20 protein-coding genes are annotated in these 20,506 nt (G+C 71.5%); 11 read left to right on the top strand and 9 right to left on the bottom strand.

The window, feature by feature from the left end:
- Nucleotides 1-2 precede the first annotated feature (2 nt).
- The 8 genes from ACWPQI_RS20455 (at nt 3) to ACWPQI_RS20420 (ending at nt 7,563) form a co-directional block, all read left to right on the top strand.
- Nucleotides 3-869: an SDR family NAD(P)-dependent oxidoreductase gene (locus ACWPQI_RS20455; RefSeq protein ID WP_048773239.1), complete on the top strand. Its 867-nt coding sequence runs from the start codon at nt 3-5 to the stop codon at nt 867-869.
- The gene (locus ACWPQI_RS20450) at nt 866-1,750 is read left to right on the top strand and encodes an LLM class F420-dependent oxidoreductase (protein ID WP_017679879.1); all 885 of its coding nucleotides are present in this window, start codon (nt 866-868) and stop codon (nt 1,748-1,750) included. Before ACWPQI_RS20455 ends, ACWPQI_RS20450 begins: the two co-directional genes overlap by 4 nt.
- A gap of 99 nt (nt 1,751-1,849) precedes the next feature.
- Nucleotides 1,850-3,016, top strand: a complete 1,167-nt coding sequence (locus ACWPQI_RS20445; RefSeq protein ID WP_017679880.1) for an acyl-CoA dehydrogenase family protein — start codon at nt 1,850-1,852, stop codon at nt 3,014-3,016.
- Nucleotides 3,013-4,011, top strand: a complete 999-nt coding sequence (locus ACWPQI_RS20440; protein ID WP_048773243.1) for a bifunctional MaoC family dehydratase N-terminal/OB-fold nucleic acid binding domain-containing protein — start codon at nt 3,013-3,015, stop codon at nt 4,009-4,011. Before ACWPQI_RS20445 ends, ACWPQI_RS20440 begins: the two co-directional genes overlap by 4 nt.
- Nucleotides 4,012-5,124 carry an acyl-CoA dehydrogenase family protein gene (locus ACWPQI_RS20435; protein ID WP_010596063.1) on the top strand — a complete coding sequence of 371 codons (1,113 nt, stop codon included), beginning with the start codon at nt 4,012-4,014 and terminating at the stop codon, nt 5,122-5,124.
- Nucleotides 5,121-5,561, top strand: a complete 441-nt coding sequence (locus ACWPQI_RS20430) for a MaoC family dehydratase (RefSeq protein WP_010596062.1) — start codon at nt 5,121-5,123, stop codon at nt 5,559-5,561. Before ACWPQI_RS20435 ends, ACWPQI_RS20430 begins: the two co-directional genes overlap by 4 nt.
- Nucleotides 5,558-6,733 (top strand): lipid-transfer protein, encoded by a 1,176-nt coding sequence (locus tag ACWPQI_RS20425; protein WP_302069321.1) that lies wholly within the window; start codon nt 5,558-5,560, stop codon nt 6,731-6,733. Before ACWPQI_RS20430 ends, ACWPQI_RS20425 begins: the two co-directional genes overlap by 4 nt.
- A 17-nt stretch (nt 6,734-6,750) precedes the next feature.
- Nucleotides 6,751-7,563, top strand: coding sequence for a MaoC/PaaZ C-terminal domain-containing protein (locus ACWPQI_RS20420; protein WP_010596060.1), 813 nt, complete (start codon nt 6,751-6,753; stop codon nt 7,561-7,563).
- A 41-nt stretch (nt 7,564-7,604) separates the two neighbouring features.
- On the opposite strand, the gene ACWPQI_RS20415 is transcribed toward ACWPQI_RS20420, so the two are convergent.
- On the bottom strand, nt 7,605-8,381 hold the full coding sequence (locus ACWPQI_RS20415; protein ID WP_119700054.1) for an SDR family oxidoreductase: 777 nt from the start codon (nt 8,379-8,381) through the stop codon (nt 7,605-7,607).
- 173 nt (nt 8,382-8,554) lie between these two features.
- Between ACWPQI_RS20415 and ACWPQI_RS20410 the strand changes: the two genes are divergently transcribed.
- Complete coding sequence (locus tag ACWPQI_RS20410) at nt 8,555-9,316, top strand: SDR family NAD(P)-dependent oxidoreductase (RefSeq protein ID WP_010596058.1); 762 nt, start codon at nt 8,555-8,557, stop codon at nt 9,314-9,316.
- 63 nt (nt 9,317-9,379) lie between these two features.
- On the opposite strand, the gene ACWPQI_RS20405 is transcribed toward ACWPQI_RS20410, so the two are convergent.
- From ACWPQI_RS20405 to ACWPQI_RS20395, 3 genes are all read right to left on the bottom strand, one after another.
- Nucleotides 9,380-10,216: a mycofactocin-coupled SDR family oxidoreductase gene (locus tag ACWPQI_RS20405; protein WP_048773248.1), complete on the bottom strand. Its 837-nt coding sequence runs from the start codon at nt 10,214-10,216 to the stop codon at nt 9,380-9,382.
- 104 nt (nt 10,217-10,320) lie between these two features.
- The gene (locus tag ACWPQI_RS20400; RefSeq protein WP_017679884.1) at nt 10,321-10,671 is read right to left on the bottom strand and encodes a hypothetical protein; all 351 of its coding nucleotides are present in this window, start codon (nt 10,669-10,671) and stop codon (nt 10,321-10,323) included.
- Between the two features lie 97 nt (nt 10,672-10,768).
- Entirely contained in the window at nt 10,769-12,076 is a 1,308-nt protein-coding gene (locus ACWPQI_RS20395; RefSeq protein WP_301913981.1) for a type I glutamate--ammonia ligase, read from the bottom strand.
- A gap of 311 nt (nt 12,077-12,387) precedes the next feature.
- On the opposite strand from ACWPQI_RS20395, the gene ACWPQI_RS20390 reads away from it, so the two are divergent.
- On the top strand, nt 12,388-13,659 hold the full coding sequence (locus ACWPQI_RS20390) for an NADH:flavin oxidoreductase (RefSeq protein ID WP_474738475.1): 1,272 nt from the start codon (nt 12,388-12,390) through the stop codon (nt 13,657-13,659).
- 88 nt (nt 13,660-13,747) lie between these two features.
- Here the strand turns inward: ACWPQI_RS20390 and ACWPQI_RS20385 are convergent, their stop codons facing one another.
- Both ACWPQI_RS20385 and ACWPQI_RS20380 read right to left on the bottom strand, forming a co-directional pair.
- On the bottom strand, nt 13,748-14,764 hold the full coding sequence (locus ACWPQI_RS20385) for an agmatine deiminase family protein (RefSeq protein WP_017679887.1): 1,017 nt from the start codon (nt 14,762-14,764) through the stop codon (nt 13,748-13,750).
- The gene (locus ACWPQI_RS20380; RefSeq protein ID WP_017679888.1) at nt 14,761-15,726 is read right to left on the bottom strand and encodes a nitrilase-related carbon-nitrogen hydrolase; all 966 of its coding nucleotides are present in this window, start codon (nt 15,724-15,726) and stop codon (nt 14,761-14,763) included. Before ACWPQI_RS20380 ends, ACWPQI_RS20385 begins: the two co-directional genes overlap by 4 nt.
- Nucleotides 15,727-15,833: 107 nt before the next feature.
- On the opposite strand from ACWPQI_RS20380, the gene ACWPQI_RS20375 reads away from it, so the two are divergent.
- Nucleotides 15,834-16,445 (top strand): TetR/AcrR family transcriptional regulator C-terminal domain-containing protein, encoded by a 612-nt coding sequence (locus ACWPQI_RS20375; protein ID WP_017679889.1) that lies wholly within the window; start codon nt 15,834-15,836, stop codon nt 16,443-16,445.
- Nucleotides 16,446-16,480: 35 nt separating this feature from the next.
- Here ACWPQI_RS20375 and ACWPQI_RS20370 read toward each other — a convergent pair whose 3' ends face one another.
- The 3 genes from ACWPQI_RS20370 to ACWPQI_RS20360 form a co-directional block, all read right to left on the bottom strand.
- Complete coding sequence (locus tag ACWPQI_RS20370; RefSeq protein WP_304563469.1) at nt 16,481-18,022, bottom strand: APC family permease; 1,542 nt, start codon at nt 18,020-18,022, stop codon at nt 16,481-16,483.
- Nucleotides 18,023-18,074: 52 nt separating this feature from the next.
- Nucleotides 18,075-18,965: a universal stress protein gene (locus tag ACWPQI_RS20365; RefSeq protein ID WP_268965710.1), complete on the bottom strand. Its 891-nt coding sequence runs from the start codon at nt 18,963-18,965 to the stop codon at nt 18,075-18,077.
- A 78-nt stretch (nt 18,966-19,043) separates the two neighbouring features.
- A complete protein-coding gene (locus ACWPQI_RS20360) occupies nt 19,044-20,471 on the bottom strand; it encodes a gamma-aminobutyraldehyde dehydrogenase (RefSeq protein WP_474738474.1) in 1,428 nt (475 codons plus the stop codon).
- Nucleotides 20,472-20,506: the final 35 nt, after the last annotated feature.

Below are 20,506 nucleotides of genomic sequence, written 5' to 3'. Positions count from 1 at the left end.
CGATGCCCGGCACCCGCGTCGCCCTCGTCACGGGCGCCAGCCGCGGCATCGGACGCGAGACCGCCCTCTCGTTCGCCCGTGCGGGCTTCGACGTCGCCGTCACCGCCCGCACGGTCCGCGAGGGCCAGGGCGCCGTGCCGCCCCGCAGCCGCCGCGACGGCGACGAACCCATCGCCGTGCCCGGCAGCCTCGAGACCACCACCGCGGAGATCGAGGCACTGGGAGTGCGGGCGCTGCCCGTCCCGATGGACCTGCTCGACGTCGAATCGGTGCGCGGCGCGGGCCGGCGCGTCCTGGACGCGTGGGGCCGGGTCGACGTGCTGGTCGCCAACGCGTACGCGCAGACCGCGGGGAACATGGACCGGCTGCTCGACATCGACCTCGCCGACGCCGCAGCCATGATCGACGGCAACTACCTGCACCAGGTGGCGTTGATGCAGACGGTGCTGCCGGCGATGCTCGACCGCGGCAGCGGTGTGGTGATCGATCTGGTGTCCGGGTCGGCGGCGATCGACCCGCCCGCCCCACCCGGGGAGGGCGGTTGGGGCCTGTCGTACGCCGCGTCGAAGGCCGCGTTCGCCCGGATCGCCGGGATGATCAACGCCGAGTACCGGGGCCGCGGGATCCGGGCGTTCAACCTCAGCCCCGGGTTCGTCGTCACCGAGGCCGGCCGGGCCCGGGGCGGCACGCGCGCCGTCGAGGACGCCGGATTCGAGGCCGTGCCGGCGACGGTGCCCGCCGCCGCCGCGGTGTGGCTGGCGACCGCGCCCGAGGCGGACCGGCTGCTCGGCAAGGTGGTGTGGGCGCCGAAACTGATCGAGGAGACGACCGCTCGGGGAGCGGCGGCACGAGAGGACGGACGTACGTGAAGCTGGGTGTGGTGGTGCCGATCGAGCTGGGACACAGCGGGGACCCCGAGTGGATCCTCGAATTCGCGCGTGCCGCGGAGAAACTGGGGTTCGACGAGATCTCCGCCGTCGAGCACTCCGTGGTGATCGCGAACACCGGCAGCGCGTATCCGTACTCGCCGACCGGCAAGTCCCACCTGCCCGACGACTGCGACCTGCCCGACCCGCTCGAGCTGCTGTCGTTCGTCGCCGGTGCCACCACCGACCTCGGTCTCGCCACGGGCGTGCTGGTGCTGCCCAACCACCATCCGGTGGTGCTGGCCAAGCGCCTGGCCACCCTCGACCGGCTCTCCCGCGGCCGCGTCCGGATCTGCCTGGGGCTGGGCTGGATGCGGGAGGAGATCGAGGCGTGCGGCGGCGACTTCGACCGGCGCGGAAAGATCGCCGACGAGGCGATCGCCGTGATGCGCACCCTGTGGGCCGGCACCGACCCGGCGGGTGCGGACTTCGACGGCGAGTTCTACTCCTTCCGCGGCGCCCACAGCTGGCCGAAGCCGCACCGCGTGAGCGGGGTGCCGCTGTACATCGGCGGGCACAGCGCCGCCGCGGCCCGCCGGGCCGGCCGCCTCGGCGACGGATTCCAGCCGCTCGGCCTGGCCGGGGAGGATCTCGATCGGGCGATCGGGCAGATGCGCCGCGCCGCCGAGTCGGCCGGCCGCGATCCCGGCGCCGTGGAACTGGTGCTCGGGGCGACGCTGCCGCGGCTCGACGAGGCCCGCATCGACCGGGCCCGCGCCCTCGGGGCCACGCGGATGGTGCTGTCGGCGTCGCCGAAGGCCGGGACGCTGAACCGGGTCGTCGACGAGATGGCCGCCTGTGCCGAACGCCTCGGCCGGGTGTGACCGGGCGGTTCCCGCTGTCCGAGACGGTCCGCCCGCTCGGCGGCCCCGCTGACTAGCGTCCGAGGTCACAACGACATTCGGTCGCTAGGAGAATTCGCGATGGATCTGAAGGAATCCCCGGAGCAGGTCGCGCTCAGGAGGGAGCTGCGCGCCTACTTCGCGTCGCTGCTGCCGGAGGACAAGCGTCGCCGCGCCGGTGAGCAGGGAGTGGGGGGCGAGCACTTCCGCGAGGTCGTCACGCTGCTCGGCAAGGACGGCTGGCTGGGGATCGGCTGGCCCACGGAGTACGGCGGGCAGGGCCGGTCCATCGAGGAGCAGTTCGTCTTCTTCGACGAGGTGCAGCGCGCGGGCCTGCCGTTCCCGTTCGTCACCGTCAACACGGTCGGCCCGACCCTGATGAAGTACGGCACGCAGGAGCAGAAGGACCGCTTCCTGCCCGGCATCCTCTCCGGCGACATCGTCTTCGCCATCGGCTACACCGAGCCGGAGGCCGGCACCGACCTGGCGTCGCTGAAGACCCGCGCGGTGCGCGACGGCGACGAGTGGGTGGTCGACGGCAACAAGATCTTCACCTCGGGCGCCAACACGGCCGACTACGTGTGGCTGGCGTGCCGCACCGACGCCGACGCCCCCAAGCACCGCGGGATCTCGATCCTCATGGTGCCGACCGACGCGCCCGGGTTCTCGTGGTCGCCGATCCACACCGTCGGCGGCCTGTCGGTCACCGCCACCTACTACAGCGGCATCCGCGTCCCCGTCCGGGACGTGGTCGGGGAGATCAACGGCGGCTGGCCGCTGATCACCGCCCAGCTCAACCACGAGCGCATCGGCCTGGCCGCGATCGGCGGCCGCACCTACGGGCTGTGGCATCAGGTGCTGGACTGGGCGAAGGAGAACGGCGCCATCGAAATTCCCTGGGTGCAGCAGGAATTCGCCCGCACGCACGCGAAGCTCGAGGCGATGCGGCTGCTGAACTGGAAGATGACCGCCGCCGTCGCGGCCGACACCCTCTCGGGCGCGGACGCCGGTGCCACCAAGGTGTACGGCACCGAGACCCACGTCGACGTGTACCGGACGCTGCTGGGCATCCTCGGCGCGGCCGGTCGCATCCGTCCCGAATCGCCGGGCGCGGTGCTGGCCGGTCAGATCGAGCAGATCTCCCGGCAGGGCATGGTCAACACGTTCGGCGGCGGCGTCAACGAGGTCCTGCGCGACATGGTCGGCACCATGGGCCTGGGCCTCGTGCGGGAGAAGAGGGTCAAGTGAGCGAACTGCTGACCACGCTGCGGGCGTTCGAGGGGCAGACCCTGACCCCCACCACGTGGGGGCCGGACGAGGTCAACACCCCGATGATCCGGCACTGGGTCGAGACGATGGGCGACACCTGCCCGATCTACCTCGACGACGAGGCCGCCCGCGCCACCGGCCGTGACGGTGCCGTCGCCCCCGCGCTCATGACGCAGGTGTGGACGATGCGCACCTTCACCGACAAGATGGCGAACAACGACCCGTCGCAGGTGTGGACCGACCTGATCGCCACCCTGGACGCCGCCGGGTTCACCTCCGTCGTCGCCACCGACTCGGACTTCGAGTTCTTCACCGAGCTGCGCCCCGGCGACCGGGTCTCGCTCACCGAGGTGATCGAGTCGATCTCGGAGGAGAAGAGGACCGGGCTCGGTGCCGGGCACTTCGTGACCACGCTCAAGACGTACCGCAACGGCGCCGGCGAGGTCGTCGCCACCCAGCGGTGGCGCACCCTCCGTTTCCGGCCGAAGGACACGGCGCAGCCGAAGGACACGGCGCAGCCGAAGGACACGGCGCAGCCTGACGATGCGGCGCAGGCGAAGCCGAAGGGGCTGCGTCCGCGCCCGGCGCTCAACGCCGACAACGCCTTCTGGTTCGAGGCGGCGAAGGAGCACCGGCTGGTGATCCAGCGCTGCACGTCGTGCGGCACCCTGCGGCACCCGACGGGACCGATGTGCGGGCAGTGCCGCTCGCTCGACTGGGACACCGTCGACGCGTCGGGCCGCGGCACCGTCTACAGCTTCGTGGTCAACCACCACCCGCAGATTCCCGGCTTCGAGTACCCGCTCGTCGTGGCGACGATCGAACTCGAGGAGGGCACCCGCCTGATCGCGAACATGACCGGTGTCGCGCCGGACGCGGTGGAGATCGGCATGCCGGTGGAACTGGACTGGATCGACGCCGACCCGGATTTGACGCTGCCCGCGTTCCGGCCGGCCGCACGGGAGGACTCGTAGATGGATTTCAACTTCAGCGAAGAGCAGGAAGCGATTCGCGGCCTCGCCCACGAGGTCTTCACCGGCAAGGCCGGCATCGACCGGGTCAAGCAGGTCGAGCTCGGCGACGAGCGCGTCGACCGGGAGCTGTGGCGCGAACTCGCCACCACCGGTCTGCTCGGCGTCGCCCTGCCCGAGGAGCTCGGCGGCGGCGGTCTCGGATTGTCGGAGCTGTACGTGCTGCTCGAGCAGCAGGGCCGGCACGTGGCGCCCGTCCCGATCTGGCAGTCCGTGCTCGCCGCCCTGGCGGTGGTCGAGTTCGGCACCGACGCGCAGCGCACCGCGCTGGTTCCCGGCGTCGCCGACGGCAGCCGGTTCCTGACGATCGGGCTCGAGGAGTTCGGCCCGTACGTCGACGGCGCTCCGGCGACCACCGCGACCGAGACCGGCGGCGGGTGGCACCTGACCGGCGCCAAGGCCGCCGTCCCGGTCACCCACGTCGCGGAGCGCGCGATCGTGTCGGCGACGACGCCGGCCGGTGCCGCGCTGTTCGTCGTCGACCTCGCCGGTGACGGTGTCGCCGTGGAGCAGACGCAGTCCACCACGTGGGAGATCTGCGGCAACGTCACGTTCGACGCGGCGCCCGCCGAGCTGCTCGGCCCCGCCGACGGCACCGCGGTGCAGTGGTTGCTCGACCGCGTCGAGCTCGCGCTCGCCGCCCTGCAGCTCGGTGTCGGTGCCGGGGCGGTCGAGCAGGCCGTCACCTACCTCAACGGGCGCATGCAGTTCGGGCGTCCGCTCGCGACGTTCCAGGCGGTGGGCCATCAGCTCGCCGACTGCTACATCGACCTCGAGGCCATGCGGGTGACGCTGTGGCAGGCGGCGTGGCTGCTCACCGAGGGCGCGGACCCGGGCACGTCGGTGCTCGTCGCCAAGTGGTGGGCCACCGACGGCGGTCAGCGCGTCGTGCACCGCACGACGCACGTGCACGGCGGAATGGGCGTCGACACCGACTATCCGGTGCATCGGCACCTGTTGTGGGGCAAGCAGATCGGCGCCACCCTCGGCGGGTCCGCGTCGGATCTGGCGCGGCTCGGTGCCCAGCTCGCTGCCGGGGTCGAGGTGGTGGCATGACCGCCACCGTGTCCACGGACCGCAGCTACGACGACATCGAGATCGGCGAGGTGCTGCCCGAACTCGCGATCCCGCTCACCCGCACCCTGATCGTCGCGACCGCCCTCGCGACCCGCGACTTCCAGGACGTCCACCACGATCCCGAACTCGCCCGCGAGCGCGGATCGAAGGACGTGTTCATGAACATCCTCACCAGCAACGGCCTGGTGGGCCGGTTCGTCACGGACTGGGCCGGTCCGTGCGCCGTGGTGCGGCGGGTGAAGATCCGCCTGGGCGCACCGAACTACCCCGGCGACACCATGACGATGACCGGTGAGGTGGTCGGCAAGTCCGACGGGCTCGTCGAGGTCCGCGTCCGCGGCGCCAACAGCCTCGGCGACCACGCCGCCGGCACCGTCACGATCGCCTTCACCGACCGGCCGGGAGGAACCCGATGACCACCCCGCTCTCCGGTGCCGCCGCGATCGTCGGCATCGGCGCCACCGAGTTCTCCAAGAAGTCCGGCCGCTCCGAGCTGCAGCTCGCGTGCGAGGCGATCGTCGCGGCGCTGGCCGACGCCGGCATCGACCCGTCCGAGGTCGACGGCCTGGCCACCTACACGATGGAGACCAACGGCGAGATCCTCGTCGCCCGCAACTGCGGACTCGGGGAACTGAAGTTCTTCTCCCGCATCGGGTACGGCGGCGGCGCGGCCTGCGCGACCGTGCAGCAGGCCGCGATGGCCGTCGCGACGGGCGTCGCCGAGGTCGTCGTGGTCTACCGTGCGTTCAACGAACGTTCCGGGGTCCGGTTCGGTCTCGGCCAGCACGACCGGCCGATGGATTCGACCGCCGACCGCGCGGCCTACGCGTGGCTGACCCCGCAGGGACTGGCGACTCCCGCCCAGTGGGTCGCGATGTTCGCCCGCCGGTACATGCACCAGTACGGTGCCACGAGCGAGGATTTCGGCCGGGTCGCCGTCGTCGCCCGCAAGCACGCCGCGAACAACCCCGCGGCGTGGTTCTACGGCAAGCCCATCACGCTCGAGGACCACCAGAACTCGCGGTGGATCGCCGAGCCGCTGCACCTGCTCGACTGCTGCCAGGAAACCGACGGCGGGCAGGCGCTCGTCGTCGTCCCCGCCGAGCGGGCCCGGGACCTGCGGCACACACCGGTCCTGGTCAAGGGCGCCGCGCAGGGCTCCGGCAAGGACCAGCACATGATGACCAGCTACTACCGTCCGGACATCTCCGGCATCCCGGAGATGGGTCTGGTCGGCCGCCAGCTCTACGCGCAGAGCGGCCTGAGCCCGGACGAGATCGACGCCGCGATCCTCTACGACCACTTCACCCCGCTGGTGCTGCCGCAGCTAGAGGAACTCGGCTTCTGCCGCCCCGGCGAGGCGAAGGACTTCATCCGCGAGGGCAATCTCGAGCTCGGCGGCCGGTTGCCGTCCAACACCCACGGCGGGCAGGTCGGCGAGGCGTATCTGCACGGCGTCAACGGCATCGCCGAGGCGGTGCGCCTGCTGCGCGGTACCTCCACCAACCAACCCGACGGCGTCGAGAACGTGCTGGTGACGGCGGGAACCGCGGTTCCCACCTCCGGCCTGATCCTCGGCGCGGCCTGAACCCGGAAGGACACGACATGACGGCAGTGGAGCAGAAGGCCGGTGCGTGGCGCGGCGCCGACCTGGGCACCCGCACGGTGAGTTACGACGAGCGCGACGCGATCCTGTACGCGCTCGCCGTCGGCGCCCAGCCGGCCACCGACCTGGACCTGGTGCTCGAGGACCGGCTGCGGGTGCTGCCGACGTTCGCGCTGACCCTCGCCCAGTGGGCGCCGGACGAGCTGGGCTCGCGGGGCGCGTTCGACACCGGCACCGCGCTGCACGGCTCGCAGGAGCTGACCGTGCTGGCTCCGCTGCCGCGCCGCGGCGAGGTGGAGCTGCGGGCGTCGGTGGGTGAGGTGTGGGACAAGGGCGCCGCGGCCGTGTTCGAGGTCCGGGTCGAGTGCGAGTACTTCGTCGCGACCTGGTCGATCTTCGCGCCCGGCGCGGGTGGGTTCGGCGGCGAGCGCGGCCCGTCGAAGCCGGCGGCCCCGCAGGGCGAGCCGGAGCTGACCGCGCCTCTGGTCACCGCCGCCAACCAGGCCGCGCTCTACCGGCTCACCGGCGACCGGCACCACATCCACATCGACCCGGAGGCGGCCGCGCGGATCGGGCAACCGCGTCCGATCATGCACGGGCTGTGCACGCTCGCGGCGGCGACGTTGCCGCTGGCGCGGCTCGTCGGTGCGCATCCGGCGGATCTCACCGCGCTGCAGGGCCGCTTCGCGGCGCCGGTGTTCCCCGGCGACGTCGCCGAGTTGCGGGCCTGGGGTGGACGCGACGACGTGGCGTTCGAGGTGGTCGGGGACGGACGGGCCGTGATCTCGGGGGCGCGGGCGTCGTTCGCGTGACGTGGGATCGGTGCCCGGCATCCGGGCACCGATCCGCGCGGTCACTTCCCGTGCAGGGCCATGTACCGGGCCGGGAACTCGCCGCCGCCGTGGACGGCGAGGTCGGCGCCGTTGACGTAGGCCGCGAGGTCGCTGCCGAGGAACAGGCAGGCCCGGGCGATGTCCGACGGGACCGCCATCCGCTCCATCGGCAGGGTCCGGGTCACGGCGGCGCCGCCGTCGTCGCCGTACACCGACGCGGCGGCCTCGGTGCGGATCAGGCCGGTGGTGATGTGGTTGACGCGCACCTTCGGGGCCCATTCGAGGGCGAGAGCCTTCGTCAGGCCCAGCAGGCCGGCCTTGGCGGCGGTGTAGGCGGCGGTGCCGGGCTGCGGGTCGTGCGCCGAGACGCTGCCGATGTTGACGATCGCGCCGCCCTCGGGCTGTTCCTGCATCACCCGGTTGGCGGCCTGCGCGGCGTAGAACGGGGCGAGCAGGTTCAGTGCGACGATCTTCTCCACGAAGCGCGGGGAGACGGTGGCGGCGTCGGCGTCCGGCGACCCGCCGGCGTTGTTGACGAGCACGTCGAGCCGGCCGAACCGGGCGACGGTGTCGTCGACGAGGCCGGCCACGTCGGCCGGGTCGCGCACGTCGACGGCCCGGAACGCGGCGCTGCGGCCGTCGACCGCGGGCAGCGTCTCGGGTTCGTTGCGGGCGCAGACCAGGACGTCGGCGCCGGCGGCGAGGAAGTGCTCGGCGACGACGAAGCCGATGCCCTTGGTGCCGCCGGTGACGATCACGGCGCGCCCGGTGTGGTCGGCAGGATTGGGAAGGTGCACGTGGCTACCTTTCTGCGAGTTCGGAGCGGTTCGAGACTGCTTGCCGTCCGACGCTTTTCGCGGGCGACGGTGGAAACCGACATAGACAAGCAAGTGCTTGGTCAAGGATAGTGGACGGGGAGCCTGGGACGCACCAGGACTTCCGAAGTGGCGAGAGAACCGGAGCAGGACACATGAGCAAGCTGGACGGCAAGGTCGCGCTCATCACGGGCGCGGGGCAGGGGATCGGCCGGGGCATCGCCCTCGCCCTCGCCAAGGAGGGCGTGCGGATCGCGGCGGCGGGCCGCACCGAATCCAAGGTGATCTCGACGGCCGAGGCGATCGAGGAGCTCGGCGGCAAGGCACTCGCCGTGCGCTGCGACGTCAGCAACCCCGACGACGTCGACGCGGCGGTCCAGCGCACCGTCGAGCACTTCGGCGGCGTGGACATCCTGGTCAACAACGCCAACGACTGCCGGCCCGGACCGCTGCTGTCGTTCACCGACGACGAGTTCGAGCGGTCCTTCGCCACCGGACCGCTCGCGACGCTGCGGCTGATGCGGGCCTGCTACCCGGTGATGAAGGAACGCGGGGGCGGATCAATCGTCAACCTCGTCACCTCGGCGGCGGTCCGGTGGGACGCGAGCAACTACGGCGTCTACGGATCGATCAAGGAGGGCATGCGGTCGCTGACCCGTGCCGCGGCGTGCGAGTGGGGCGTCGACGGCATCCGCGTCAATGCCATCGCCCCCCACGCCCTGTCGCCGGGACTCGAGCGGTGGATGGAACGCAACCCCGAGGAGGCCGAGGAGTTCCGCGCCGGAATCCCCCTGCGTCGCATCGGCGATCCCGAGACCGACATCGGCCGGGCCGTCGTCTTCCTCGTCGGCGAGGACGCCGGCTACCTCACCGGCGCGACCATCCCCCTCGACGGCGGTCAGTCCCGCTGGGGCTGACGCCCCCGGTGCGTCCTTTGGGCTGCCCTGGCCGCCCAAAGGACGCACCGGCGCCGGAGGCGCCTATCCGGTCACCCGGCCCGCGTTGCCGGCGTCGACCGGCAGCACGGTGCCGCTGATGTGGGCGCTCGCCTCGGCGGCGAAGAACAGCACCACGCGGGTGATCTCCGCGGGATCGAGCCACGGCACCGGCTGTGCGTGCAGGCTCTGGAAGACCGGCGCCACGTCGTCGGCGCCGGGGTGCTCGAGGTCCGGGCGCATCAGGCCGTAGAGGAAGTCGTTGTGGATCATCGGCGTCGAGATGTTCCCGGGGGCGATCGCGTTCACCGTGATCCCGTGCGGAGCCAGATCCAGCGCGGCGCTCTTGGTCAGGCCGATCACGCCCCACTTCGACGCGCTGTACGCCGCCATGTTGGTGCTGCCCGCGCGCCCGAGCATCGACGAGATCGTCACGATCCGGCCGTACCCACGCTCCACCATGCCGGGTGCCACCGACCCGACCGTGTTGAACACCCCGGTCAGGTTCGAGCCGATCGCCTCGGCCCACTGTGCCTCGGTCATCGACTGGATCGGGGCGGCGACCGACACTCCGGCGTTCGCCACCGCGATGTCGATCCGGCCGAACTCCGCGTGCGCCCGCGCGACGAGTTCGTCCATCGCCGGGCGGTCCGCGGTGTCCAGCTTCGCGGTGAGGCACCGGCGCCCGGTCGCGCGCACCGCCTCCGCGGTCTCCTCCAGGTCGGCCTCGGTGGCCAGCGGGTACGGCACCACCGGGCTGTCGGCACACCGGTCGCACAGCACGATGTCGGCGCCGCGCTCGGCCAGCGCCACCGCGTGGCTGCGTCCCTGCCCGCGTGCCCCGCCCGTGATCAGCGCGACCCGGCCTTCGAATTCACTCATCGATTCACTCCTCCTACTCGGTCAGCAGGTCGATGCTGCTGCCCCGGGAGGGCGGCGACACTCCGGCGATCCCGCTCAGCGGGAGGAGGGCAGGTCGTGGATCCTCACGCGACGGCTGCGACGGGCACGGACGCAGCGCCCATGCCCGACGGTGCGTAACCGGGCCGGTACGACGGTTGCGACCGGTTCCCCGAGACGAGTACCGCGACGACGACGAACGCGACCGCCAGCAGCACGGCCAGCACGCCGACGACCGTCCACAGATCCGGTCGCCACGAGCGCCCGCGGGGCTCGTCGCCGTAGGTGAGCCGTTTGACGCGTCGGACCTCGGCGCCGGAGGCCGGGACCCGCGCCGCGGAGTGCGACGCCGGCGCCGCGGCCGGCTCGCCCGGGACGAGCAGCTTGGCGATGGGCTGGGTGGACGCGAGGGGGTCCACCGACTCGGGATTGTGCATGGTCGTCCGTTCTCCACAGGTGTCGACTGTCCGCAGTTGCCGACGGCCGTAGATCGACAAACCCGGCACGCCCGTTACGGTGAAATTCGCCACGCCCTCAGGTGGTCCATGCGAAACGGAACCGCTCCGCGAGTTCGGCGGGTGGCCGCGCGCGGTACTCGCCGTACTCGTAGCTCTTCACCGCGAGCAGCGCCTCGCGCAGCGACGGCCCGAACAGGTCACCGGCGAGCCGCGACGAGGCGAGGGCCGCGAGCAGGTCGTCGGGGCTCGTGGGCAGGAGGTCGACCCCGAGCGCGGCGCGTTCGGCGTCGGTCAGCCGGACGGGATCGACCGGGACCTCCGCCGGCAGCGGCAGTGCACCGACGAGGCCGGCGTGCGCGGCCCCGAGGATCGCCGCGCAGGCGAGGTACGGGTTCGCCGACGGATCCACCGGCTTGACCTCGAGATGCGCGCCGTGCGGATTCCCAGGCGTGAGGGCGCACAGCCGCACCGCGGCCTCGCGGTTCTCGAGTCCCCAGCAGCACCAGGCGCCCGCCCACATGCCCGGCCGCAGCCGCAGGTGCGAGAGCACGGACCCGGTGAGGACGGCGCCGAGGCCGGGGAGGGCGCGCAGGATGCCGGCGACGACGCTGCCGCCCGCGTCCGTCATCCCGTGCGGGCCGGCGCCACCGGACAGCAGCGGCCGCCCGTCCCGGGTGAAGGACACGTGGACGTGGGCGCCGTTGCCCGACCCGCCGGCGACGGGCACGGGCGAGAACGACGCGCGCATCCCGTGGGCGCGCGCGGTGCGACCGATCAGGATGCGCGCGAGAACGAGGTCGTCGGCCGAGCCGACCGGGTCGGTGGGGGACAGGGACAGTTCGAACTGCTGCGCGCCCGCCTCGGCGTGGATCTGCTCGATCCCCAGTCCGGCGCCTGCGGCGGCACGCAGCAGGTCGGCGACGAACTCGTCCTGCCCGAGGACGGCGCCGAGTCCGTACGCGGCCCACTCGCCGTGCCCGCCGACGAGCGTGAACTCCACCTCGTGCCCGATCCGGGCGTGCACCCCGATCCCGGCGAGAGCGTCGACGACGCGTTCGAGCACCCCGCGGGTGCACAGCGACGACCGTGTCCCGTCCTGGTCGTACAGGCCGGCAGGAGCCCATCGGATCCCGTCGCCGACGGGCCGGAGCCGGTCGCGGTCGATCCGCAGCCGCAGATCACCCGTCACCGACAGGGACGGTGTGAACGCCAGGTGGTCGTCGACGCAGAACACCGCCCAGCTCGGCGACGCCCCCGCACCGACCTCGACGAACCACGAAAGCATGTGCGCGGGAAAAGCTTTGGCGCGCGAGATCCCGGTCGAGTCGACGATCGAACCGACGATCCGATCCGCCGCCCCGGTATCGAGCCGTTCCTCCGTCACAGGAAACCTCCCGCACGCGCCGTGGGCCGTCCCGAGGACACAGTAGAGGGGGGACGGGTCACGGGGGCCGTCTTCGCTGACACCGGACAGCGCCGGCGACGACCGTCGCGGTCGGTGCTCGGTGACGCAGTGGATGTCGCCCCGCGGTGGAAGGGCGGCCCTCTTCGTCGCGCACCGTCGCCGGGGTCCGCCGTCCGGACGAGCGCCGAGCCCGCGCGGTGTCCGCTGAGAGGGACGCTCGTTGACACGGCCACGGCTGCCTGCGGAATGTAAGTGGGGTCACATCCACTCAGTCGGGAGGGCTGCTCGCCATGACCGTTTCGGAAACCTCGACCGGGTCGGCCAAAGCGCCCCGGGATCCGTTCGCCCCCGCGACGTTGGGCCCTGTCCGGCTCCGCAACCGCATCGTCAAGGCCGCGACATCGGAGGGGCGTTCACCCGAAGGTCTGGTCACCGACGACCTGATCGACTTCCACCTCGGCTTCGTCCGCGGTGGGGTGGGCATGACGACGGTCGCGTACTGCTGTGTGGCTCCCGAGGGCGCCAGCGCGCCCGGTCAGATACTGATGAACCGGCAGGCGCTTCCCGGCCTGCGGAAGCTGACGGATGCCGTCCACGAGGCCGGTGGCGCAATCTCCGCTCAACTCGGCCACGCCGGTGTGGTGGCCTCGAAGAAGATCACAGGCGTCACCGCGATGGCACCGAGCCGGGTGATCAACCCTTCGTCTTTCGAGTACTGCCGCGAAATCGATCGAGCCGAGATCCAGAAGGTCGTCGATCAATTCGGTGAGGCGTCCGCCGTCGCGGCCGAGGCCGGGTTCGATGCGATCGAACTGCACTTCGGCCATCTGTATCTGCCGAGCTCGTTTCTCAGTCCGCTTCTGAACCGCAGGAAGGACGAGTACGGGGGCAGCATCGACAATCGCTCCCGCTTCGTCCGTGAGATCGCCCACCGGGTGCGGGAGGTGGTCGGCACGCGAGTGGCTGTCACCGCGAAGATGAGCATGGACGACGGGATCCGCGGCAGCATCTGGCTCACCGAGTCCCTTCGCACAGCGCAATTGCTCGACCAGGACCGCAACCTCGATGCGCTCGAGCTGACGCAGGGCTCGTCCTTCTTCAAGCAGATGTACCTGTTCCGCGGCGACGTGCCTGTCGACGAGTTCGCGTCGGTCATGAAGGAACCCTTCAGGACGGGTGTGCGCCTGTTCGGCAAACGGGCGCTGGGTTCGTATCCCTACGAGGATCTGTACATGCTCGAGTCCGCTCGCCAGTTCGTTCCCGTCATGGAGCACACCGCGTTGATCCTCCTGGGCGGGATCAACAACTACGACCACATCACCACCGGAATGCGGGAGGGGTTCGACTTCGTCGCCATGGGGCGCGCGCTGCTGCGGGAGCCGGATCTGATCGAGCGCATCCGCGCGGACCACACGGTGACCGGACGGTGCAACCACAACAACAAGTGCATGTACACCGTCTACGGCCGTACCCACTGTGTGCTCGTCCCCGATGAGCGCCCGGGGAACGTGGCGATCACGGGTCCGACGCCCTTCACCGCGTCCCGTACGGCCGCACGGTAGCGAACCACCGACCCGGCCCGGGAATCTGCTCCGGGCGCTGTTCAACGGACGGGCCGGCGGTGCCGGCGCGGCGGCACCGCCGGACCCGTCACCGCGGTTGGTGCTGGGTGATGCAGTGGATGCCGCCCCCGCGGCGGAAGAGCGGCCGGGCGTCCACTCCCACGACGCGCCGGCCCGGATACGCGGCCGCCAGGATCTCCGCGGCCTCGTCGTCGGCGGGGTCGCCGAAGCGGCAGGCGATCACCCCGCCGTTGACGACGTAGTGGTTGATGTAGCTGTAGTCCACCCAGCCCTCGTCGTCGCGCACCGTGGCCGGGGCCGGCACCCGGACGATGCACCACGGCTCGCCGCGGACGTCGGTCGTGTGCTGCAGCCGGTCGACGATCTGGGCGGTGACGTGGAAGTCCGGGTGGTCCCGGTCGCGCTGGTCGTGGACGAGGACCACACCCGGGGACGCGATCGCGGCGACGATGTCGACGTGCCCGCGGGTGCCGTAGCGTTCCTGGTCCCGCGTCAGCCCGCGCGGCAGCCAGATCGCGCAGGTCGCGCCGAGGGTGCGCCGCAGTTCCGCTTCGACCGCGGCCTTGTCCAGGTGCGGGTTGCGCCCGGGGTCGAGCTGGACGGTCTCGGTGAGCAGGACGGTGCCGAGACCGTCGACCTGGATGCCGCCGCCCTCGTTGACCAGCATCGAGGCGACGCGCTCGACGCCGGCGCGCTCGAGCACGAACGACGCGATCCGGGCGTCGTGGTCCCAGCGGGCCCAGTCCTGGGCGCCCCACCCGTTGAACACCCAGTCGACCCCGCCGCGGCGGCCGTCGTCGTCGAGGACGAAGGTCGGCCCGATGTCGCGCATCCAGGCGTCGTTCAGCGGAGCCTCGATCAGTTCGACGTCGCGGGACAGGTATCGGCGCGCCGCGTCGACCTGGCCGGGATCGGCCACCACCGTGACGGGTTCGAACTCGGCGACGGCATGCGCGACCGCGGCCCACGTGGCGCGGGCCTCGTGGTGCTCCTCCGCGGTGTCGCCCAGCGAGTATCCCTCGGTGGGGAAGGCCATCCACGTGCGCTCGTGCGGTTCGCCCTCCGCGGGCATGCGCCAGCTCATCGCGTGGCCCCGAAGGGGGCGTGCGCATCCACCGGCGCGGTCAGCGAGCCGTAGGTGTCCGGGCGGCGCGTGGTCAGGAACGGGAACAGCGACAACCAGTCCCGGCGCTGCGCGAGGTCGAGATCGGCCACCAGCACGGCGGATTCGTCGCGCGGTGCCTGCACCAGGATGCGGCCGTACGGATCGGAGACGAACGAGGAGCCGTAGAAGGTCACGGCTCCCTCGCAGCCGTACCGGTTCGGCACGATCATGAACGTGCCGTTGGCGATGCCGTTTCCGACGATCACCTGCTGCCACAGCGGACGGGTGTCGAACTCGGGATGGTCGGGTTCGGAACCGATCGCCGTCGGGTAGACGAGGATCTCGGCCCCGGCGAGCGAGTACGCGCGCGCCACCTCCGGGAACCACTCGTCCCAGCAGGTCGGCATGCCGATGCGGGCGCCGTCGAGGCCGTCGGGGGTGTGGACGGGATACGGGTCGGTGGCCGGTCCGCCCCGGAAGTAGGTGTCCTCGTGATATCCGGCGGTCACGGGGATGTGCAGCTTCCGGGTGCGGGCCACCGGCTCGCCGGCCGGGGAGACGAGGACGGCGGTGTTGTAGCCGAGTCCGTCGGAGCCGTCGGCGCGTTCGTAGAGGGAAGCGTGCACGAACACGCCGTGGGCGGAGGCGGCGGCCGCGGCGAAGGCGACGGTCGGGCCGGTCCGCAGGTCTTCGGCGGTCCGGGCGGCGTCGGTGCCGCCGGGTGTGTCGGCCGGGTAGCGGCTGAGGGTGAGTTCGGGCAGGAACACGACGCGTGCGCCCAGGCCGGCGGCGGTGGCGATGCCCTCGGTGAGTTCGGCGCGCAACGCCCGTTCGTCGTCGTGCCAGCGGTGCTGGACCAGTCCGACGCGCAGCGGCGGCCGATCGGGGGTGTCCACTCGGCACAGCGAGTCGGGCGGCGTGGTGGCGGTGATGGTGAGCATGGGGTCCTCGGGAATCGGTCCGGGGGATAAAACGAATGTGATTCGTTAAGTATGGTGGACGAGCGCGTTCCGGGCAAGAGCCCACGACGATTTCGAGGAGTGTCCGTATGCCACGACCGCCCACGCGGCTGCTCTCGCCCGAGATCATCACGGACGCCGCCATCCGGATGGTGGACACCGCGGGCGACTTCACCATGCCCGGACTGGCCGAACGGCTGAAGGTGCGGCCGTCGTCGCTGTACAACCACGTGTCCGGGCGCGCCGAGATCGTCGAGGCCATGCGGGCCCGCATCATGTCCACCATCGCCGTGGGCGCCCCGGCCGGCGACTGGTCCGAGACCGTCGCCGCCCTCGCCCGCGAGTACCGTCGCGCCTACGCCGCGCATCCGCGGCTGATCCCGCTGTTCACCGCGCAGACCGTGCAGTCGCCGGTCGCGTTCGGGCTGTACAACGCTCTGGCACAGGCATTCACCGATGCCGGGTTCACCCCGGCGCAGGTGCTGCATGCCGTCACGACGGTGGACAGCTTCGTTCTCGGCTCGGCGCTCGACCTCGCCGCGCCCGAGGTGGTGTGGGCGAACGTCCCCGAGACCGGGGACGCGATGCGCGCCGCGCTGCAGACCGCGGGCCCCAATCCGCAACGGGCCGATGCCGCCTTCGAATTCGGCCTGCGCGCACTGGTGGCCGGCCTGGTCGCACAGACGCCGGCCGGGCGCTGAGCGGCCCGGCCGGCGGTGATCGGTGCGGTCCGAGGTCAACCGCGGTCGGTGGAGAGCACGTCCGTCTCACCGGTGAGCGCGGCGGTGCTGCGCGTGAGGGTCTCCCCGCGGAAGAACTGCGGGTTGCGGGCCCGCATCACCAGCATCAGGACCGCACCGAGCAGCAGGATCCCGAAGCCGAGGAAGAACACCAGTCCGATGCCGCCGATCTCGGCGCCGCTGCCGTTGTCGGGATTCATGCTCTCGCCCACGGAGATCGCGAAGACGGCGGCGAGCATGATCCCGCCCGAGAGGGGGAAGGCGAAGCGGAACACGGCGTTGCGAGCGCTGGTGAACAGCCGTCCCCGGAAGTACCAGACGCACGCGAACGCGGTGATCCCGTAGTACCAGCAGATCATGATCCCCAGCGCCGCAATGGTGTCGAGCAGGGTCCGTTCCGACAGGAACGTCACGCCGGCGTAGAACACCGCGGTGACGACCCCCGCGACGACCGTCGCGTACGAGGGCACCAGGAAGCGGGGGTGCACCGCCGCCAGCCGGCGCGGGAACGCGCCGTAGGCGCCCATGGCGAGCATCGTCCGCGCCGCGGGCAGGAAGGTGGTCTGCAGGCTCGCCACCGACGAGACGAAGATCGCGAGGAAGAGCAGCAGGCCGCCCCACTGACCCAGGACGGGATCGGCGAGGGCGCCGAAGATGTTCTCGGAGTTGTCGGGATTGCCCAGCCCGAGACCCGTCGTACCGACGCCGGCGTACATCATCGCCGCGACCGACACCAGCAGGTAGGTCAGCAGGATCGTGGCCACGCACAGCAACCCGGCCCGGCCCGGGGTCTTCTTCGGGTCGCGGGACTCCTCCCCGAGGGTCAGGCACGTGTCCCATCCCCAGAACGCGAAGATCGAGCCGGTCACGCCGATCACGAAGGCGCCGAGTGCGAGTCCGTGGAACGGGTCGAACCAGGAGGCGTCGAGCGAGAGCCCGGCGGGCGCGTCGCCCGCGCCGACGTGCACGAGCGCGGCGACCGCGAACGCGAGCAGAAGCACCATCTGGAAGCCGACGAGCGCGTACTGGACGCGCTCGCTGGTGGTGATGCCGCGGCTCGCGATCCACGTCGCGATCGCGATGAACACCAGGGTCGTGCCGACGTTGACGAGCTTGTTCCCGGGCAGATCCGCGAGCGCGGCGTCTCCGGTGATCCGCGCCAGGAACAGGTAGAAGAACTGGACGGCGATCGCGGCCAGGTTGGACAGCACGATGATCGTCGCGATCACCATGCCCCAGCCGCACATCCACCCCACGTACGGGCCGAAGGCTTTCGTCGACCACGTGAACGACGCTCCGCAGTCCGGTGATTCGGAGTTGAGTTCGCGGTAGGCGTACGCGGTGAGGAACATCGGGACGAACCCGGCGATGAAGATCGCCGGCATCTTCAGTCCCACGGCCGCGACGATCAGGCCGATGCTCGCGGTCAGCGTGTAACCCGGCGCGACGGACGAGATGCCCAGGACGGCACCGCCGAAGGTGCCGATCCGGCCGGCGGCCAGGCCCTTCGAGACGACACCGTCGGTGGGTGCGGCCATCGGGGGGACCTCCCGGATCTCGGTGGTGGGAAGCGAATTCGTCATGACGGGTCTACTCACTGTTCTCGAACTCGTGCTTGGGAACGACGATCATGGGCACCGGAACGACCCGCAGCATCTTCGCTGCCGTCGAACCCAGGAAGAGCCGGTGCGGTTGGGCGAGCCGGCTGGAGCCGACCATCACGACGTCGCCGTCGTGCCATTCGAGCTTCGCCACCGCCGATTCGACGGTGTCCCCGTCCGCGACGAGCGACCGGACCGGGTAGTCGCCGGGAAGCTCGGCGCGGGCGGTGTCCAGAAGGGTGCGCGCGTGGGCCCGCGCCGACTCGAGGGCGAGTTCGTGCGACTTGCGCGCGTCGCGGCCGAGACCGTGCGGATCGAGGGCGACGAGCGAGACGAGCCGCAGCGGCGTGCGCATCCGCTCGCAGGCGCGGACCGCGGTCCTGAGCAGGACGTCCGCTCCGGTGCGGGTGCCGAGTGCGCACGTGACCTCGCGGACGCGGGGCGCGGCCGAGTGTCGGAATCCGCGCGGTGCCAGGGCCAGCGGCACGGGCGCGGAATGCAGCAGCTCGGACGACACCGTGCCGATGGAGTGCCGGCCGAGGAGCCCGTCGCCCGCGGCCCCGAGAACGACGGCGCGCGCACCGAGCCGGGCGACCTCGTCGAGCAGGCCCTGCGCGAAGGATTCGTGGAAGCTCAGGTGCGTGTGCGCCCGCACGTCGTCGGGCACCGTGGCCGCCGCCTGGGCGAGCCATGCTTCGCCCGTGCCGGCGAGGACGTCCTCGTACCCGGGTTCGGCGGGCACCCGGGAGGGCACCGGGCGGTCCGGGGGCAGGACCATACAGATGTCGAGTTCGGCGCCCAGGCTGCGGGCGAGCTGGACGCCGAGCGCCAGCCCGTCCGCGCCGCTGGGGGTGGCGAGGTATCCGACAACCAGTCTCATGGGATTCCGATCCGGTAGGGGAAGCCGGCGGGAGGGTGCCGCCGGCTTCCGGCAACGGCGCGGTCGGGCCGCGGCAGGTCAGTCGTGGGTGCTCATCACGTGCTTGATGCGGGTGTAGTCCTCGACGCTGTAGGCGGAGAGGTCCTTGCCGTAGCCGGACTGCTTGAACCCGCCGTGCGGCATCTCCGCGACGAGCGGGATGTGGCAGTTGATCCACACCGCGCCGAAGTCGAGCGTGGCGGACAGCCGCTGGGTGCGCCCGTGGTCGCGGGTCCACACGCTCGCGGCGAGCCCGTAGCGGACGTCGTTGGCCAGCGCGACGGCCTCGTCCTCGGTGGCGAAGGACTGCACCGTCAGGACCGGGCCGAACGTCTCGTCCTGCACGATGGGGTCGTGCTGGCCCACGCCGGTGACGATCGTCGGTTCGAAGAAGAAGCCCTTCTCGCCGGCGCGCCGGCCGCCGGTGACGATCGTCGCCGAGGCGGGCAGGGCGGCGATCTTGTCGGTGACGCGCTGGAAGTGCGCGGCGTTGTTGAGCGGGCCGTAGAAGGCGTCCGGGTCGTCGGGGCGGCCCGGGCGCAGCAGCTCGGCCTGCCGCGCCAGCGCGTCGACGAGGTCGTCGTGGATCGACTCGTGGACCAGTACCCGGGTGGCGGCCGTGCAGTCCTGGCCGCCGTTGAAGAAGGCGGCCGCCGCGACGGCTTCGGCGGTCTTCGGCACGTCGGCGTCGTCGAAGACCAGGACGGGGGCCTTGCCGCCGAGTTCGAGGTGCGCGCGCTTGAGCTGCCGGGCCGCGGAGACCGCCACCTCGGTGCCTGCGCGGACCGAACCGGTGATCGACACCAGGCCGAGCGCGGGATGCTCGACGAGGGCGGCCCCGGTGGCGGCGTTGCCGAGCACGACGTTGAAGACGCCGTCGGGCAGGATGCCCCGGGTCAGGCGGGCGAGCACCAGCGTGCTGTCGGGGGTGGTGTCGCTGGGCTTGAGGACGATGGTGTTGCCGGCCGCGAGCGCGGGTCCGATCTTCCACAGCGCCATCATCAGCGGGTAGTTCCAGGGCGTGACCTGACCGACCACGCCGATCGGCTCGCGCCGCACGTAGGAGGTGTGGCCCTCCATGTACTCGCCGGCCGCCTTGCCCTCGAGCATGCGGGCCGCGCCGGCGAAGAAGCGCAGCTGGTCCGCGCCGACCTTGACCTCCTCGTCGGCGATCATGGACTTCGGCTGGCCGGTGTTGCGGCACTCCGCCTCGACGAGTTCGTCGCAGTGCTCCTCGAGGGCGTCGGCGAGCTTCAGCAGCGCCGTCTGGCGTTCCTTGGGGGTGGTCCTGCCCCAGGTGCGGAACGCGCGCTGCGCGGCCGCCACCGCGGCGTCGACGTCGGCGGCGGTCGACACCGGGATCGAGCCCACGAGGGATTCGTCGACCGGGTCGATCAGCGGCAGGGATTCGGTGGCCGTCGAGGGCACGAATGCGCCGTCGATGTAGTTCTCGCGGAGAGCGGTCATGGCTGGGTTCCTCTCGGAGGCCTGCCCGGCCGGGG

This window comes from Rhodococcus sp. LMD (assembly GCF_056108245.1).
Note: the sequence above shows the minus strand (reverse complement) of the source record. Positions and strands in the feature narration are given on the sequence as shown.

Bases quoted from the DNA above. Each gene is read 5' to 3' on its own strand.
- ACWPQI_RS20455 (WP_048773239.1), top strand. From the start codon at position 3: ATGCCCGGCACCCGCGTCGCCCTCGTCACGGGCGCCAGCCGCGGCATC.
- ACWPQI_RS20445 (WP_017679880.1), top strand. From the start codon at position 1,850: ATGGATCTGAAGGAATCCCCGGAGCAGGTCGCGCTCAGGAGGGAGCTG.
- ACWPQI_RS20435 (WP_010596063.1), top strand. From the start codon at position 4,012: ATGGATTTCAACTTCAGCGAAGAGCAGGAAGCGATTCGCGGCCTCGCC.
- ACWPQI_RS20430 (WP_010596062.1), top strand. From the start codon at position 5,121: ATGACCGCCACCGTGTCCACGGACCGCAGCTACGACGACATCGAGATC.
- ACWPQI_RS20425 (WP_302069321.1), top strand. From the start codon at position 5,558: ATGACCACCCCGCTCTCCGGTGCCGCCGCGATCGTCGGCATCGGCGCC.
- ACWPQI_RS20420 (WP_010596060.1), top strand. From the start codon at position 6,751: ATGACGGCAGTGGAGCAGAAGGCCGGTGCGTGGCGCGGCGCCGACCTG.
- ACWPQI_RS20410 (WP_010596058.1), top strand. From the start codon at position 8,555: ATGAGCAAGCTGGACGGCAAGGTCGCGCTCATCACGGGCGCGGGGCAG.
- ACWPQI_RS20405 (WP_048773248.1), bottom strand. From the start codon at position 10,216: ATGAGTGAATTCGAAGGCCGGGTCGCGCTGATCACGGGCGGGGCACGC.
- ACWPQI_RS20400 (WP_017679884.1), bottom strand. From the start codon at position 10,671: ATGCACAATCCCGAGTCGGTGGACCCCCTCGCGTCCACCCAGCCCATC.
- ACWPQI_RS20390 (WP_474738475.1), top strand. From the start codon at position 12,388: ATGACCGTTTCGGAAACCTCGACCGGGTCGGCCAAAGCGCCCCGGGAT.
- ACWPQI_RS20385 (WP_017679887.1), bottom strand. From the start codon at position 14,764: ATGAGCTGGCGCATGCCCGCGGAGGGCGAACCGCACGAGCGCACGTGG.
- ACWPQI_RS20380 (WP_017679888.1), bottom strand. From the start codon at position 15,726: ATGCTCACCATCACCGCCACCACGCCGCCCGACTCGCTGTGCCGAGTG.
- ACWPQI_RS20375 (WP_017679889.1), top strand. From the start codon at position 15,834: ATGCCACGACCGCCCACGCGGCTGCTCTCGCCCGAGATCATCACGGAC.
- ACWPQI_RS20370 (WP_304563469.1), bottom strand. From the start codon at position 18,022: ATGGCCGCACCCACCGACGGTGTCGTCTCGAAGGGCCTGGCCGCCGGC.
- ACWPQI_RS20365 (WP_268965710.1), bottom strand. From the start codon at position 18,965: ATGAGACTGGTTGTCGGATACCTCGCCACCCCCAGCGGCGCGGACGGG.
- ACWPQI_RS20360 (WP_474738474.1), bottom strand. From the start codon at position 20,471: ATGACCGCTCTCCGCGAGAACTACATCGACGGCGCATTCGTGCCCTCG.